Raw genomic sequence first — 16917 nt, 5'->3', positions numbered from 1 at the left:
TTAGAATTATTGCACAATTTAAGCTAGGTACCATAACATTATAGGGACAAAAAATATTGAAAAGTGGCCAAAGTTACCCTGATACACAAATACTCTCTCTTGGTGATTGGTTGGATGGTCCATCAATTGTTGCAATAAAAGGTGGTAATTCTCCAGAAAGTGAGAACCAGATAAATGCTAAGGAAACTGGCTGGCATCAGCACTTACGCGGAAAAATATTTTGTGTAGAGAGTGGACTTGTGCATGTTAGTACACCAAATGGCTCATGGGTTTTACCTTCTAATAGAGCAGGGTGGGTACCTCCAAATACCTCACATAAAATACGTATTAGCGGTATTGTTCGTGGTTGGGTTATTTTTATATTACCTAGTATTTGCGAGACTTTACCAGATACTTCTCGAGTTATTCCAATGAGTATGGTACTTAGAGCATTAGCACTAAGAGCCGTTGAGTGGGATAAACAACAAACCTTAAGTGAAGAGCAGGAGTATATTGCAACTATAATATGTAATGAGATAAGAAGAGCTCCAGAAGAAGCATTACATTTACCGATGCCAAAATCAAGTAGACTAGTTAAAGTTGCAAATGCAATAATTGATGATCCGTCGCTAAATAAGAGTTTAGAACAGTGGGCATCATTTGGAGCTATGTCCCCTAGGACTTTAAGGAGAGCCTTTTTAACAGAAACAGGACTTAGTTTCTCTCGTTGGCGTCAACAAGCTCAATTAGCACATGGTTTAGATATGTTAGCTCAAGATATATCAGTTACAGAAGTTTCAGATTCTTTAGGTTATGCATCATCTAGCAACTTTATTGCGATGTTTCGACGAGCTTTTGGTAAAACACCAAAACAGTACTTTTCAAGTAAAGAAAATTAAATTATAGAAAGTCATTCTTAAGTTTTTTGATATCAATTTTACCCGTGTTATTTTTAGGTAAAGTATTTACAAAGATGCATGTTTTAGGAACTTTATAGCTTGCTAATTTTTCTCTACAATGATCAATTACATCTTTTTCAGTTAGTTTAGAGTCTTCCTCAAGTGAGATAAAAGCAATAGCTCTTTCTCCTGAAGTTTTAGATTCTACACCTGTTACAGCAGCTTCTTTGATATCTTCTAATTTTAGTAGACATATTTCTATTTCTCGAGGGTAGACGTTAAAGCCAGATACAATAATTAAGTTTTTAAGTCTATCAGATATTGTTAGGCGTCCTTTTTTATCAATATATCCAACATCTCCTGTTTTTAACCAGCCATCTTCAGAAAAGTATAATTCATTATTTTTGTCATCATTCCAAAAGCCTTGGCATCTTTGTGGGCCTTTAAGCCAGATCTCTCCTTCTTTGAAACACTCATTTATTTCTTCAGAAGTTTCTATATTTCTTATACTTAATTCAGTCCCAGGAATAGGATAACCACATGTACCAAAATAATCCTCTTCAGATTCATTAAACTTATTTAAAGAAATAGCAGGAGACATTTCAGTCATACCATAGCCTTCTTTAAGCTCGACTCCAGTTCTATCTAGCCATCTTAAATATATTTTACGAGAGATAGGCATTCCACCACTTAAAGAATACTGATATCTTGTTTTATTTATTTTGTCAAAATCTGGATGCTCCAGCATAGCCATATAAAGGGTATTTAAACCATTAAAGATTGTAAATTCATTTTTTGACATTGTTTTAATTAGATCTTTAATATCTCGAGCATTTGGAATCAAGATATTTTTAGCTCCAGCAAAGAAGAAGCACAATAGATTAGCACTAAGTGAAAATATATGGTACAGAGGAAGAGCTGTGATAAGAACTTGTTCAAACACATTCATGTCATGATTAATCCAAGCCCAAACTTGCTGGATATTTGACGCAACATTATCATGAGTAAGAATTGCGCCTTTAGGCTGGCCTGTTGTACCACTTGAGTATTGTAAGCACAAAATATTTTCTTTAGAAATATTAGGTTTTTTATATAATTTTTTATCTGCTTTTAGAGCTTTTGTAAACTGTATAAAGGTGTTCTTATTATACTTAGGTTTATCTTTGATTAGATGTTTTGATACTAAACCGATTACTTGCTTCTTAGGGAATGGATATAAGTCAGCAATATTTGTCACAATAACATTCTCTAAGGAGCTTATACCTATTCTTGCTTTTTGAATATGATGAGCAAACATATCCATTACAATAGCTATTTTTACATTACAGTTATTAAAAATAGCTTCTAGTTCATCAGCTTTATAAAGTGGATTCGTATTGACAAATACTGCACCTATTTTAATACATGCAAATAAACTTACAGTAAACTGTAAACAGTTTGGTAGAACTATTGCAACTCTATCACCTTTTTCAACACCTAAATCATTTTGAAGGAAGCTAGCTACTTTTGTCGCTAGATCATCAAGTTGTGTAAAAGATAGGTTCACATCGTGGCAAGATACAGCATCGCGATAAGGGTATTGAAGTATTGCCTTTTCATATAAATCTAAAAGAGTATATATATTTGGCTCTATATCTTTAGGTGTGTTCTCAGGATAGTTAGACAACCAAGTCGTTTTAGAAAATTTGCTCATGATAAAAAATAAAATTAGATATTAAAAGTTATTTTAGCAAAAAAATAACTTATTGAAATAAGATTGGATTATATATTTGGATAAATAATTAATAATATAGGACTAATTAAAACATAATCAATAGAGGGTTTTAGGTTATATATTAACTAAATCTAGTCTTAAATTGATTGTTTAATAAAATTGATTATTGAAATTATATTTATAGGGGCTGTTTCTGCTTTGAGTATCCTTTTGCCAAGGTTTATAGTTGAAAAATTATTTTCTCTAAAGTTATTCATTTCTGATTCACTAAATCCACCTTCAGGTCCAATGAAAATATTAAATTCATCAGAGATCTTTATTTGAGACTCGAGGTTTTTGATAGTTTGAGAATATGGACAGAGAATGAAATTTAGATCTTGCATATTTATATCTATTTCAGGCAGACTTATAGGGGTATGTATATTGGGAATAAAAACTCGGCCACATTGCTCTGTTGCTGATATTGCTATTTTATTCCATCTTTCTAATTTTTTATCAAAACCTTTTTTATCAAACTTGTGATTTGTATATTCGGTGATAATTGGATATATATTATTTACTCCTAGCTCAGTAGCTTTTTGAATAACAAGGTCAAAGTTTTCATTTTTAATTAGGGATTGGTATAGGTTTATATTATAAGCATTTTCATTTTTTATCTCTTTTGAAGAGGTTACCTCAAGTTCAATATTCTTACTATTTATATTAAGTATTTTTGTTTTATATTGAATACTATCTGAGTTGTTAAATAACTCAACAAGATCATTTTTTTTAAGTCTAAGAACATTTTTGAAATAGTTATAATACTCTCCAGATATTGAAAGATTTTTTGTGTTTTTTGAAATTTCAGCAAAAAAACCTCTAATAGTTCTCATAAAATTAAAATTTGTTAAAATATTTATCCTTTATTATAAATTTTAAACTAATCAAAAAGTAGGAAAATATGAAAATATTTAATAAAAGTTTTATGACTAACCTAATTGCTTTTCTCTTAGCATTACTTGGATGGTTTTTAGCAGATCAACATATCCAAAATATTGGTTTTTATGCTTTATCTGGAGCACTGACTAATTGGATTGCAATATATATGTTATTTGAGAAAATTCCATTTTTATATGGTTCAGGTATTATTCCAAATAAATTTGAAAGTTTTAAAAAAACTATAAAGAATATGATTATGGAGCAATTCTTTTCTCCAGAAAATTTAAATAAATTCTTAGCGAGTGATGAAATTAAAAAATATATAGGAAATTTAGTAACTTCGAAAATAGATCTGAATAAAGTTTTTGATAGTTTTGTTGATATGCTAATGACTAGTAAATATGGTTCTATGATAGATATGTTTTTAGGAGGAAAAGATGCTTTAGAGGGTCTAAGAGAACCTTTTATAAAAAAATTAGATACAAAGATTTTAGAGCTAGTAGATGATCTAAAGATAGATAGTAATACTCTCTCAGAAAAAGCTAGTGAGAAAATTGAAAAATTAATAGATATGCGTTTAGAAGAGTTAACTCCACAAATGATAAAAGAGATAGTTCAAAGAATTATTCGTGAGCATTTAGGTTGGCTTGTAGTTTGGGGGGGAGTATTTGGAGGTTTAATAGGTTTGGTAGCTAGTTTTATTGTTTAGTAGTTACACTAAATAGGTTAGGAGGGTTAGCTTTCAGTGTTTTTATATTATGTTCTTTTTGTTTTATAAGATTTTTAATTAGCCATGGCTTTAGCTCAGAAAGAATATGTGCTAGAGCAATGTTTGTTAATTCTGCATATCTGTGAGCACTGACATCATTACTGGTAATTTTATGATTGTATTTTATTGTTTTGATTACGGCAGCTCCAGTTTTCTCATTCTTGAGGTAGAATGTTATATAAAAGAAGAACTGATTATGATCCAGGTCTAGAACAGGTCCATATGGAGTAGTGCCTGATAAGGTGAAATCTTGACGGATATTGATATTTTGGAATGCTAAATTATCAACAATATTATGATCTAAAATATACTCAAAAGCTGCTACTGTAAGCATCTTAGATACTGGAATAGCCCATGAACTATTTTTGAAATTATGTAGTTGATCATCTTCGACATAAAACATCTGAGTTGATTTTGATACTTGTGTTTGTATATTGTAAACAAGCAAAGTGGTATCTATAACAGCATTCTTAGTATTAGGAAGAGACTTTTTCTCGATTTGCTTACCATAAATTATGTATTCTTTTTCCTTAGGGACTTTTACAGGGTCTCCAACTAGAGAAAAGGCAAATAGTTTTAGAGGTAAAGTCACTATTAGACTAGTTAGTAAAAATAATTTAATACTTTTATTAGTTATCATGTTCTACTCCTCTAACAATAATTGAAGGATCATACTGTAATAGTCTCATAACATCATTTAAGCGCGTAATTGTTTCTTGGCTTTCAGTCATTGTATCATTAAAATTCATAAGAGTTTTATTAAAATAAATAGATGAATTACTAAGATTGTAAAGAAGTATATTTATACTATCTGTAAACTCATTAAATTTATTTAGGTTTTGAGGAGATAACATTTTATTAAATTTAGCAGATATTTGATCTAAAGAGTCAGCTATTGCGCTAACTTTTTTCATAATACTTTTAAGTTGAGATGGTTTTGATTTTATAACAATTATTTGATCTTTACGTTTATCTACTAAATCAAGACCTACTTCATTTTTGCCAATGTCTAATGAAAGCTCAACAATTGATTGGCCTGTTATACCAACTGTTTGTAAAGTCGCAACAGTTTGCTTATAGATAGGTATGCTGCTATCAATTTTCATATATACACTAACTAATTTAGGATTATTTTTGTTAATTTCGATATTGCTAACTTTACCAATATCAAATCCTTTATATGAGACATCTGAACCAATATTTAATCCAGAAATACTAGAAAAGTTTGTCATATAAGTGGTTGTAGATTGGCTTTTAAAGCCTCCAGATAGGAAGAAGCCAATAAAGATCATTACAAACACCATGAAAATCACAAATAATCCTGCGATAAGGTTCTTTATACTATTTTCATTCATTATATAAGCTCCTAATATTTTCCCTCATTATGTGGGTCAAAAAACTTTCTTATGCTTTCATACTGAGTTTGTTGAGAAACAAACTTAACTGTATCGTGCAACATTATTTTTTTTTCATCCATATATATTATATCATCAACAATCCGCCAAATAGTGTTTAGATCATGGGTGATCATAACAACAGATATTCCAAGTTCTTCCTTTAAGTATAAGATAAGCTCATCCATAGCCTTAATCGAAAATGGGTCTAGACCGGCGTGAGGTTCATCTAAAAAAACAACTTTAGGATCTAATGCAATAGTCCTTGCTAGGGCAACTCTTTTTAACATTCCTCCGCTTATTTCAGAGGGGTATTTATTAAAAGCTTCCTCTTTAAGACCAACCATTTTTAACTTTATAACAGCAATATCCGTTAATATATCAAGAGGAAGATTTGTATGTTGCTTTAAAGGGAATATTACGTTTTGTAAATTAGTTAAAGATGAAAAAAGAGCGCAGTGCTGAAACATCATGCTCATATTGTTTGAGATTTCTTTACGTTTAATAGGGTTATCTATTAATTTTGATATCTCTTGTCCGAGTAAAAAAATTTTACCAGAGTATATAGGTTGTAGCATGAGAATTTCCCTCATTAGAGTAGTCTTACCACATCCACTGGCGCCAATAATACAACTTATTTTTTCTGGAGGAATGTCAAGGTTTAGGTCTTTATGAACCCATTCTCTACCAAATTTAGTATATAGGTTTCTTACTTGAATAATACTTTCATTCATTATAATACTCCCTGATTATGAACCATTTAATGCTACCGCAAAAACAGCATCAACAACAATAATTAAAAAAATTGAATAAACAACGCTTGTAGTGGTAGCTTTACCAACACTTTGAGAATCCCTTTTTACTGATAAACCTTGATGACAGCCAATACCTGCTATGACTAAAGCAAAGAAAGGTGTCTTAAGTAGACCTATATAAAAATGATTAACACTAACATGAGTAAATAACCGATCAAGAAACTGTAGAGGCGTTATTCCCGCGATTACATCCATAATAATCATACCACCGATTATATTAGCAACCATTGCTATCACAGTAAGTACAGGCATGCTTATAACCAAGGCAGTAATTCTTGGTAATACTAAGCGTTGCATTGGGTCTTCACCAATTGTTTGAAGAGCATCAATTTCTTCATTAACTTTCATAATGCCTATTTCAGATGTAAACGAGGAGCCACTTCTACCAGCGATAATAATAGCTGTAAATAATGGTGCAAACTCTCTAAAGGATGATATGCCTAACATATCAACAACAAATATCTGTGTGCCATATTGTTGCATCAACCCTAAAGGTAAGTATGTTAAAACTAGCCCGACAATTAGTGATAAAAGTATGACTATACTTAATGCCTTAATTGTTGAGTCATATGTAATATTTAGGACAATAGAGAAAAATTCTTTATATGGTTTACGAATAAGATTTAAATATGCAATAAATACAGCACCAAGAAATCCAATACTTGCTTTTATCTCAGATAAAAGGTTATTTGTGTTTTTGCCTAAGGTATAGATGCTATTAAATACAATATGATTAGATTTTTCAGCAAGCTCTTCATCAGTTTTAGATGGAAAATTTTTACTAACAATATTAATTAAATTTTGACTTCTTTGATTATTAATTATTATTTTATCTTTGGTTAGATTTAAGCTATTAGCTATTTTAATTATAAAATAAGCGCCTGCACTATCTATGTTCTCTATTTTTGAGATATCTAAGTATTTTATTTCAGTTTTTATCTTACTTATATCTTTTGTGATTAGTTTTGGCTTAACTTGCTTAAGCGTCAGCAAGCCTTCAAAATAAATTGTATCATTATCTATTTTAAAATCCATCTGCTCCATGCAAGAGTTTAAGCCTCATAGTTTTAATATACTAAAAAAGCTAATGAATACCAATAGCTACAATATAGTTATTAACAATATTTAATAGAATCATATTGTGTTAAATTATTCACTGTAATTATATTTATAAGGCGTTGCTTATATTCTTTGGATCCTATTTCTGAGTAATTCTCTAGAGTGTCAAATAAAGCTGTGCTAGGCAGCTCATTACGCTCTACCTTATCTCTAATAACACGAAAATCCTTAAAGTTTGAGCCAGTATTAAGCCTATAATAATAACCGAGGATACCATCACTTGTATTGCTAAATACTTCTAAGTAGACATCTGCATTTAACGCTTTTACTCCACAGTTTTTGTAGTAGCAGTGCAATCCAAAATAGTTATTATAATTTTGGGCAAATCTTGATGTCCCCCAACCACTTTCTAGAATAGCTTGAGCAAGAATAAAGCTAGTAGGAACAGTATTTACTTTTAGCTCTAAAAGCTTGAGTTGTGTAGGGATATCAGTATTATTTTCTATTTTGTAGTATTTTAAATATTCATTTAATACATGTAGATTTTTTTTATTGAGGTTTTGTTTTTTGTTAAAAGCCTTTATTAGTGATGCTATTTGCTTTTTCTCTAGACATATCTCTTGGTTAGCAATACTTATTGCAGATAGCATATAAGTTATAAAACTAGTTTTTCTTTCTGTAAAGTCTTTAATATCTGAAAAGTTTGGTTTTTGTAATATTTGATGATGAGCAGATGCTATAAAGAAGTTTTTGGTAGGGTATTTAACTTTTTCTTCGAGAGATAATATTATCGCGAGTAATATTAAGCATAAAGAAATACTAAAATACTTTATAGTTTCTTTTTTACTTGTCATACTCATAGTCTTCTTCTTCAAAATATTCTATAGTTTCTCTAAGTTGAGATTTTAAATTAAGCATATCATTTGGCAGTTTACTTTTGAATTTGACGGTCTTTTCTGTAATAGGGTGGGTAAATGATAACTTATAAGCATGTAAAGCTTGTCTTTGTATGTTTTGTATACCAAGCTTTTCTAATTTGACGGATGATTTATTGTATGTTTGATCTCCAACTAATGGATGCTTAATGCTTTTCATATGAACTCTTATCTGATGAGTTCTACCTGTCTCAAGCTTACATTCAACTAAAGTAAATCCATCATAAACTTCAATAGGTGTATAGTTCGTGATGGCATCTTTTCCTTTATAGTTTATAGCCATCTTAGTGCGATTATTAGGATCTCTACCTATTGGTTCATTAATGGTGCCTTCATAGTAGATTTCTCCTTCCACAATAGCTAGATATATACGCGATACTTCTCTATTTGAAAGTTGTTGAACTAGGTTATGGTATGCAATACTACTTTTAGCTGCCACCATTAATCCAGATGTATCTTTGTCTAAACGATGTACTATGCCAGCACGAGGTAACTTATCTTGATTTTCATAGCGATATAATAGAGCGTTTGAAATTGTACCAGTCATATTGCCAGCACCAGGGTGTACGACCATATTTATAGGTTTATTTATTACGACAATATCATCATCTTCATATACTATATCTAGTTCAATATTCTCTGGATACCATTCATTAGTAGGTAAAAACTCAATATTTATATCTATTTCCTCATCACCCAATACTATATGTTTAGATTTGGTTGCTTGTCCATTAACTGTTATCGAACCTTCCTTTATCCATCTTTGTATCTGAGAGCGAGAAAATTGCTCAAATAAATCATTAATGGCTACATCTATTCGTTTACCAGCATCTTCTGGTTGTAGAATAATATTTTGATGAAATTTGTTAGATAGTGTATCATTTGGCATGTTATATATTTTGTATGTTTTTATAAAAAAATAATTCTATTATAGAATTATATAAGAAAATTCTAAGGATAGTTAACTTAATGACTAGGTTTTTATATTTAATATCTCTTATATTGGTTGTTTTGGCACTGAGCTCTTGTGGCCCTAAAAAAGATCCAGAGTTACCACAGGTATATACAGGTTATACAGCTAGTTTTATTTATGCAAAAGCACACCAACAAATGCAAAATGAGAAATATTTTGATGCTATTCGGTCATATAAATCTCTTGTTGCACAGTATCCTTTTACTCCTTTAGCAGAAAAAGGGATGGTTGATCTAGTATATGTATATTATATGGATGATGAGTCTACTATGGCCTTAGCTTTAGGTAAGCAATTTATAAAAATGTATCCGTATAGTAAATATAAAGGCTACATTTATTATATGATCGGGGTTGTAGGATTTGAGGATGGTCGAGGTATGCTACAAACATATGCACCATATGATATGAATTATCATGACCCTACAGGCTATCAAGATGCATACACTAATTTTCAAAAGGCTATATTATTAGATCCTACAGGTAGTTTTGTACCTGATGCTAAGCGTAGAATGGTTTTTACTAATAATGTTATTGCACAACATTATGATGATATAGCGCATTTCTATTATAAAAGAGGTGCCTATAATGCAGCGATTAATAGGGCATCACAGGTAATAAAAAACTACCCTCAAAGTACTGTAATTCAAGATGCTTTAGTTCTAACTATCAGATCTTATAATAAGCTAGGCTTATATGATCAAGCTAAGGATAATATTAGGGTTCTTAAGAAAAATTATCCTAAAAATAAATTTTTGAAAAACCTAAGGCCGGATGGTTCAGAAGAGCCTAGTTGGTATGAGCGTTGGTTTGGCTGGCTATAAGTTACTCAATCTTTCACAAAAATTATAGGGCATATATTCAAATAGCTATTTTTTGATAAAAAAATAATTTATATTGTTTAGTATGGTTAGCTTTGTGATTTAGTCGTATTATGCATAAGAAATTACTAATATCTTCTTTAACTTTTGTATACGCAGGTAGTCAAGTAACAACAGAAGTTAAGTCGACATCTATTTGCCGATGCTTACCATCACAATCTTGTTGGCCAACTAAAGAGCAGTGGAGTACTTTTGCAAAGTCTCTTAAAGGTAAATTGATAAAGCCTTTAGCACCTTTAGACAAATGTAAATTAAACTCAGATAGTAAAGATTGTAAGGCCTCTATAGTAAAAATTAAAAATCCTTTTTATTTACAGTCAGATCCTGGCAGAAATGAATCACAAGGCTGGTATGGGGCATGGAGTAATAACGCAAGTAGCTATGCTGTTGAAGCTGCTAATACTAATGATGTCGTTCAAGCTGTGAATTTTGCTAGAGAACATAATCTACGTTTAGTTATAAAAGGTGCAGGGCATGATTATCTAGGACGTTCAAATGCTCCAGATTCTTTATTAATATGGACTCATAATATGAGAGATATTACTTATGATAAACATTTTCATCCTCAAAATTGTCCTAAATCTAAAGAGTATCCAGCTGTAACAGTTGGAGCAGGGACAAGATGGCTTGAAGCATATAATGTTGTAACAAATAAGCATAATAGATATGTTCAAGGTGGAGGTTGTACAACAGTTGGAGCAGCTGGAGGATTTCCCCAAGGAGGAGGTTTTGGAAGCTGGTCAAAAGAGTTTGGCACTGGAGCTGGAGGGATAGTTCAAGCTGAGGTTGTTACAGCTAATGGTAAAGTAATTACTGCTAATGAGTGTCAAAATCAAGATTTATTCTGGGCTATTAAAGGAGGAGGTGGAGGCACTTTTGGTGTAGTTACTAATCTAACTTTAAGAACACATAAGCTTCCTAATCATTTTGGTTTAATGAGTGGCGAAATAGTTGCTGATAATGATAAAGCATATAAATCATTAATTAAAAAATTTCTTTCATTTTGTTATTCAGATTTAAATAATAAATATTGGGGAGAGCAGTTTGCTTTTCGTCCAAATAATAAGCTAACTATAGCTATGGTTACTCAGAATCTAACTCAAAAGAAAGCCTTAGCTGTATGGAAATCTTTTAGATCTTGGGTTAGTGCTCAACCTAATTTACACTATAAAGTTAGATATATTGATATACCTCCGGCGCAAATTTGGAGCTATGATTTCTGGCATAAAAACTATCCTAACATGGTAGTTAAAAATACAGGGTTAAATGCTCGAGATGGTGAGTTTTGGTGGGCATCAAATACAGCAGAAGTTTTTGCTTACTGGTATACTTATCAATCATGGTATCTACCTGAGTCGTTATTTGATTCTAAAAATCTTTCAAAAACTGCAGATATTTTTTATAAAGTATCTCGTCTAGCACCCGTATCAATACAGATAAATAAAGGTTTAGCAGGAGCATCTAAACAGGCTGTAGAGCTTACTAAACAGACAGCTATGCATCCTGGTGTTTTTGATGCAGGAGCTTTGGCTATTATGAGCTATAGTAGTGATAAACCTCAAATTGCTAAAGCTAAGATGACACCAGAGATTGAGAAAAAAGTTGATGATATATATAAAGCTATGTCAATGATAAAAAGCTTAGCTCCAAATGCGGGTACTTATGCTAATGAGGCTGATTATTTCCAAAAAGATTGGCAAAAAGTATTTTGGGGAGATAATTATTCAAGGCTGTTAGATATTAAAAATAAATATGACCCTAAAGGATTATTCTACTGTCATCATTGTGTAGGTAGTGAATACTGGCAAAAGGGAGGGATGTGTAAGAATTAGTAAATTAAGAATTTTGATCTTTTGTATTGGTAAACTTTTGAAGCTGTTCTGAATGTATATCTTTTTTGTCCATAAGGTCATTTAAATGCTGATTTATGTACTTACTAGCTTCTTGTGTAATATGTTTATTAACTTTACTAGATTCTATATCTTTTACTGTTACTCCAGAGATTCCAAACTCTTTATTTATATTCTTTATCATGTTTGCATAATGTTGTTGACATCTTTTTGGCTTAGCCATATCCATACTTTGAGTCTTTGTAACATTAGCATCTTCTGCACAGTTATAAACTACTAAGTTCTCTTTATAAAGCTTTTCATATTTAAAGGCATCTTTACCTTTTAATGCTAATAAAGAATTTTCACCACTATCAGCATATGCAGATAGTGCAAAAATTGATAGGGATAAAGCCAATATTGTTTTTTTCATACTCTCTCCTTTAGTCTTATATCCAAACTCTTGTTATTCAGTAATCCATTAAATAGCTTTTACTTATATACAGGGAACTTATTGCAAAGATCTAAAATTTGTTTAGCAGTATCTTTTTCTACTTTTTCATTACCACAGTTAAAGACTACATCAGCAAGTAGATTAGCAATAAGCTCACATTCTTTTTCCTTAAATCCTCTAGTTGTAATAGCAGGGCTTCCAATTCTTAATCCACTAGTTACAAAAGGAGAGCGAGGATCATTCGGTATAGAGTTTTTATTAACAGTTATATTCGCTCTACCTAGAGCTGCTTCGGCTTCTTTACCTGAAAATCCTGTATTTGTAATATCAAGAAGTAATAGGTGGTTATTAGTGCCACCTGAAATAATATTAATATCACGTTCTTTTAGAACTTTCTCAAGAGCTTTTGCATTTTTTAATACTTGCTTTTGATACTCAACAAAGCTAGGTTCTAAAGCTTCCTTAAATGCAACTGCTTTAGCTGCAATCACGTGCATTAAAGGACCACCTTGAATACCTGGGAAAATAGCAGACTGGAATTTTTTTGCTAAATCAGGATTATCGTTGCAAAGTATTAGTCCACCTCTTGGACCTCTTAATGTTTTGTGTGTAGTAGTTGTAGCTACATCTACATGTGGGAATGGGTTAGGGTATAATCCTGTAGCAACCAGCCCAGCAACATGGGCAATATCAGCCATTAAAACAGCATTAACTAAATCAGCAATTTCTCTGAATTTTTTCCAGTCAATAATTCCTGAAAATGCAGAAAATCCAGCAATAATCATTTTTGGATTATGCTCTTTAGCTAGTTCAGCCACTTGTTTGTAGTCTATATCACCACTCTCATCCAAGCCGTATTGAATAGAATGATAGATTTTACCTGAAAAATTAACTTTACTTCCGTGAGTTAGATGTCCGCCAGCACCTAAATCCATACCAAGTACTGTATCACCTGGTTTTAAAACAGCATTATATACAGCAGCGTTAGCTTGAGAGCCTGAGTGAGGTTGTACATTTGCATAATCAACACCAAAAAGTTGTTGAGCTCTTTCTATAGCTAATCTTTCGGCAATATCAACAAATTCACAGCCACCGTAGTATCTCTTACCATGATAACCTTCAGCATATTTGTTGGTAAGCTGAGACCCTTGAGCTTCCATAACAGCAGGGCTTGCATAGTTTTCTGATGCTATAAGTTCAACGTGCTCATGCTGTCTTTTAACCTCAAGTTCTATAGCGTCAAAGATTTCTTTATCTGTATTTTTCAAGCTATTTTTTTCAAAGCTAAACATATTTGGCGGTCTCCTGATATTTTTAGGTGGATAAAATAAATTAAACGTTTAGAATTATAATCTATATTATATGTATATAAAAAACAATTTTAAATAAGAGCTATGGGTAAAGTTATTGATCTTGATGAAATAGAGCGCTTAGAGAGAGAAGAAGAAAATTCTCACTATAAGGCAGTAAAAAGCAAAACAACAATAAAGAAAGATGCTTTAGAGGTTACTGATTTTGGCAGAGCTCTTACAGAACTTAACAACCAGCAGCTAGATAAATTACCAATATCTGATAGTTTAAAAACTAATATTACTGCGGCAAAAAATCTACAAAAGATAGCTCTAAAAAGACAAATACAATTTATAGGTAAGCTTTTGCGGAAAACAGATAATCTTGATGAGATTCATAAAGCTTATGATGTGCTTGTAAATAAAGATAAGCAGTCGAACTTACAGTTTCAAAGACTTGAAAATATTAGAGATAATCTTTTAGATCACAATGAAACAAATGATGCTTTTGATAAACTTATACAAGATTTTCCAAATTTAGATATCCAAAAATTAAGACAGCTAATCAGAAATCATCATAAAGAAGTTGAGAAGAATAAGCCAAGAAAATCTTTTAAAGAAGTTTTTAAACTTTTGAAGGAATTATATATATAGAAAAATATTATAATATGTTAGAAATGATTTTGAAAATATTAGAAAAAAATAAAATAAAAATAATAATCTTAAGTCTATTTTTTTATTTCCTAATAATAAATATTTGGCAGCCATTAACAGCTGATGATTTTCCTAGGGCTAATATTGATGCTTTTTATAATCACACTATAATAACTAATATACTTAATGATTATTTTGGTCATACTGGGCGTATAGTTGCTCAACTCTTGGTTTATATATTTTTTAATAAAAATATACCATCTATGATTTATTTATTAGATGTAATTAATGCTTTTGCTATATGTTTTTTTGTTTGTATATTTTTTAAGCTTATTACAAAAGATAAAGTTTCTATAAAATCAAAGGAATTTTTAGTATATTTTGCGTTATTATTTGTATTTTCATTTTGGTCATCAGCTTTTGGTAGTATTTTATGGAAAACAGTAGCTATTCAGTACTTTTGGGGTGTGTGTTTAGTAGTTTATTTCTATTATGAATGTTTTTATTTATCTCAGCAGCGTATTTTCTTAAGTATCTTTGTGGGTATATTTATAGGCTTGTATAATGAAGCATACTTCGCTATTTGCTTAATCGTCTGCTTATGTTATATATTTCATTGTATTAAGAATAAAAAGGAAATAAATAAGAGTGTATACTTCTTTCTTATACCTTTAATATTAGCTGGTATAGTATTACTGTTGGCTCCAGGGAACTATGTGCGTTTAGATTCTGTTGAAAGTGGTAGTCAACAATCTAATACTCTTATTTTGTTAATGTATAACTTTATTAAAGTATTTGTTCAAGATATATTCCTGACAGTAGTTTTTATATTAAGTTTGATTCTTGTGTACATAGATATGAGAAAGCAAGAGTCTCGTTTTGATTATTGGATGATATTATATTTAATACTTGTGTATTTGACTATAATTCCAGCATCAATCTCTTTTTCACAAAGGTTATGTCTACCATATTATGTAATATATGGATATATAATATTCTCGATAATATTTAAAGAAGGAAATAAGTTTACAGAATTCTTATATAAAAATATTTATAAGTTAGTTTTAGTTCTTATTCTTCATATTATTCTCTTAGGTGCTGGGTATTTCTACCTTCATTCTAAGGTATTGCAGAGACAAGATATAATAAATAATTATCATAGTGATCATGTAACAAATCCAAAATTTAAAAAAATAGAACCATTTCCTAACCAGTTTATAGTTTCATATCGAGATATATCAAAAGATCCTAATAATTGGACAAATAAAAGTTATGCAAAATACTATGATTTTGACACAGTTAGGTTATATTAGAGTATATTCTTAAGTTTTATGGAGACTAATTAATGAAAATAGTTCAAATATGCCGAGGGCAAATTCCAGTTAATAATTATGGTGGTACTGAAAGAGTTATATATTGGTTATCTGAGGCTCTTGCGGATTTAGGATATGATGTTTCTATAATAGCTCCTAAAGATAGTTATCATGAAAATGCCAGTATAAAAGTAATTGAGTGTGATAATTTTTCGAATGTTAAAGAATATATTCCCAAGGATACAGATATTGTACATATACATTATAATGAGATTGAAGATGTAAAAGATTTTAAGTGGTTATTAACTATTCATGGAAATAATAAGGCAAATTTGTTTGACAATAAGTTTCCAGAAAATATTGTAGGTATTAGTAGAAATCACGCGGTTGCTCATAATTTAAAATATTTTGTATACAATGGGGTAGATTCTAGAGAATTTATTTTTAACTCACAGAAACAAGATCATTTTTTATTTTTTTCAAAAGTTTCTTATAGATCTAAAGGTATTGATCAGGCAATAAAAGCATGCTCAAAAAATAATGTTAAACTTGATATATATGGTGGTGATAGAAAAAAGCTACTTAGAAATCCAAAGTCATTCTTAACAAGCTTTAAAAAGAATATAAATGTTAAAGGCTATGCTTCTGGGCAAAAAAAAGCTGAAGTCTTTTCCCAGGCAAAAGCTTTGTTATTCCCTATACAATGGTCTGAACCATTTGGGCTTGTAATGGTTGAAGCTATGATGAGTGGAACACCAGTTATTGCTTTTAATAGAGGTTCTGTCTCAGAAATTGTCAATAGAGAATCTGGGTTTGTAATTAACTATTTAGAACAGATGTCAGATGCTATGAATCAGATTGGTAGTATTGATCCATATAAGTGTCGAGAGTATGCTTTAAATAATTTTGATATCTCTGTTTGTGCTAAAAACTATATAAAACAATATCAAAGAGTAATTTCTACTACTTAAGTAACCTCAGTTCGATAATTACTTCATGTCTAAATATTTATAATTATTGATTTTAATTGGAGAAATAATAAACT

At 30.6% G+C, this 16917-nt stretch carries 17 protein-coding genes; 7 read left to right on the top strand and 10 right to left on the bottom strand.

Translation table 11 applies throughout. The features are described 5' to 3' along the window. The first annotated feature begins 53 nt into the window (after nucleotides 1-53). Nucleotides 54-878 (top strand): helix-turn-helix transcriptional regulator, encoded by an 825-nt coding sequence (locus AB8E56_RS05970; protein WP_329479075.1) that lies wholly within the window; start codon nucleotides 54-56, stop codon nucleotides 876-878. Nucleotide 879: 1 nt separating this feature from the next. On the opposite strand, the gene AB8E56_RS05965 is transcribed toward AB8E56_RS05970, so the two are convergent. Both AB8E56_RS05965 and AB8E56_RS05960 read right to left on the bottom strand, forming a co-directional pair. After that, on the bottom strand, nucleotides 880-2571 hold the full coding sequence (locus AB8E56_RS05965; protein ID WP_329479043.1) for a long-chain fatty acid--CoA ligase: 1692 nt from the start codon (nucleotides 2569-2571) through the stop codon (nucleotides 880-882). 158 nt (nucleotides 2572-2729) lie between these two features. After that, entirely contained in the window at nucleotides 2730-3464 is a 735-nt protein-coding gene (locus AB8E56_RS05960) for a 16S rRNA (uracil(1498)-N(3))-methyltransferase (RefSeq protein WP_329479040.1), read from the bottom strand. 68 nt (nucleotides 3465-3532) lie between these two features. On the opposite strand from AB8E56_RS05960, the gene AB8E56_RS05955 reads away from it, so the two are divergent. Next, nucleotides 3533-4219, top strand: coding sequence for a DUF445 family protein (locus AB8E56_RS05955; RefSeq protein WP_329479037.1), 687 nt, complete (start codon nucleotides 3533-3535; stop codon nucleotides 4217-4219). On the opposite strand, the gene AB8E56_RS05950 is transcribed toward AB8E56_RS05955, so the two are convergent. From AB8E56_RS05950 to rluD, 6 genes are all read right to left on the bottom strand, one after another. Then, nucleotides 4209-4901, bottom strand: coding sequence for a hypothetical protein (locus tag AB8E56_RS05950; RefSeq protein WP_329479072.1), 693 nt, complete (start codon nucleotides 4899-4901; stop codon nucleotides 4209-4211). The genes AB8E56_RS05955 and AB8E56_RS05950 overlap by 11 nt on opposite strands. 7 nt (nucleotides 4902-4908) lie before the next feature. Next, nucleotides 4909-5634, bottom strand: a complete 726-nt coding sequence (locus tag AB8E56_RS05945) for an MlaD family protein (protein ID WP_329479034.1) — start codon at nucleotides 5632-5634, stop codon at nucleotides 4909-4911. A gap of 11 nt (nucleotides 5635-5645) precedes the next feature. Then, nucleotides 5646-6407 carry an ATP-binding cassette domain-containing protein gene (locus AB8E56_RS05940; protein ID WP_329479031.1) on the bottom strand — a complete coding sequence of 254 codons (762 nt, stop codon included), beginning with the start codon at nucleotides 6405-6407 and terminating at the stop codon, nucleotides 5646-5648. 15 nt (nucleotides 6408-6422) lie between these two features. Next, complete coding sequence (locus AB8E56_RS05935; protein WP_329479029.1) at nucleotides 6423-7523, bottom strand: ABC transporter permease; 1101 nt, start codon at nucleotides 7521-7523, stop codon at nucleotides 6423-6425. Between the two features lie 80 nt (nucleotides 7524-7603). Next, a complete protein-coding gene (locus AB8E56_RS05930) occupies nucleotides 7604-8407 on the bottom strand; it encodes a glucosaminidase domain-containing protein (protein WP_329479027.1) in 804 nt (267 codons plus the stop codon). Then, entirely contained in the window at nucleotides 8391-9371 is a 981-nt protein-coding gene (gene rluD, locus AB8E56_RS05925; RefSeq protein ID WP_329479025.1) for a 23S rRNA pseudouridine(1911/1915/1917) synthase RluD, read from the bottom strand. Before rluD ends, AB8E56_RS05930 begins: the two co-directional genes overlap by 17 nt. Nucleotides 9372-9451: 80 nt before the next feature. Here rluD and AB8E56_RS05920 point away from each other — a divergent pair, with 80 nt between their 5' ends. Both AB8E56_RS05920 and AB8E56_RS05915 read left to right on the top strand, forming a co-directional pair. Then, a complete protein-coding gene (locus tag AB8E56_RS05920) occupies nucleotides 9452-10276 on the top strand; it encodes an outer membrane protein assembly factor BamD (protein ID WP_329479024.1) in 825 nt (274 codons plus the stop codon). Nucleotides 10277-10386: 110 nt separating this feature from the next. Then, on the top strand, nucleotides 10387-12165 hold the full coding sequence (locus AB8E56_RS05915; protein WP_329479022.1) for an FAD-binding protein: 1779 nt from the start codon (nucleotides 10387-10389) through the stop codon (nucleotides 12163-12165). A gap of 4 nt (nucleotides 12166-12169) precedes the next feature. Here AB8E56_RS05915 and AB8E56_RS05910 read toward each other — a convergent pair whose 3' ends face one another. Together AB8E56_RS05910 and glyA are read right to left on the bottom strand one after the other, a co-directional pair. Then, entirely contained in the window at nucleotides 12170-12595 is a 426-nt protein-coding gene (locus tag AB8E56_RS05910) for a hypothetical protein (protein ID WP_329479020.1), read from the bottom strand. Between the two features lie 59 nt (nucleotides 12596-12654). Next, nucleotides 12655-13908 carry a serine hydroxymethyltransferase gene (gene glyA, locus AB8E56_RS05905; protein ID WP_329479018.1) on the bottom strand — a complete coding sequence of 418 codons (1254 nt, stop codon included), beginning with the start codon at nucleotides 13906-13908 and terminating at the stop codon, nucleotides 12655-12657. A 102-nt stretch (nucleotides 13909-14010) separates the two neighbouring features. Between glyA and yjgA the strand changes: the two genes are divergently transcribed. Genes yjgA through AB8E56_RS05890 form a run of 3 tightly spaced genes read left to right on the top strand, consistent with a single transcriptional unit; the run spans nucleotide 14011 to nucleotide 16843 of the window. Beyond that, nucleotides 14011-14559 (top strand): ribosome biogenesis factor YjgA, encoded by a 549-nt coding sequence (gene yjgA / locus AB8E56_RS05900; protein ID WP_329479015.1) that lies wholly within the window; start codon nucleotides 14011-14013, stop codon nucleotides 14557-14559. Between the two features lie 23 nt (nucleotides 14560-14582). Further along, entirely contained in the window at nucleotides 14583-15872 is a 1290-nt protein-coding gene (locus AB8E56_RS05895; protein WP_329479013.1) for a DUF6056 family protein, read from the top strand. Nucleotides 15873-15904: 32 nt separating this feature from the next. Further along, a complete protein-coding gene (locus AB8E56_RS05890) occupies nucleotides 15905-16843 on the top strand; it encodes a glycosyltransferase family 4 protein (RefSeq protein ID WP_329479011.1) in 939 nt (312 codons plus the stop codon). Nucleotides 16844-16917 lie beyond the last annotated feature (74 nt).

Source organism: Francisella sp. 19X1-34, assembly GCF_041102755.1.
Taxonomy (GTDB): Bacteria; Pseudomonadota; Gammaproteobacteria; order Francisellales; family Francisellaceae; genus Francisella.
This window is presented reverse-complemented; position numbering and strand designations above follow the sequence as displayed.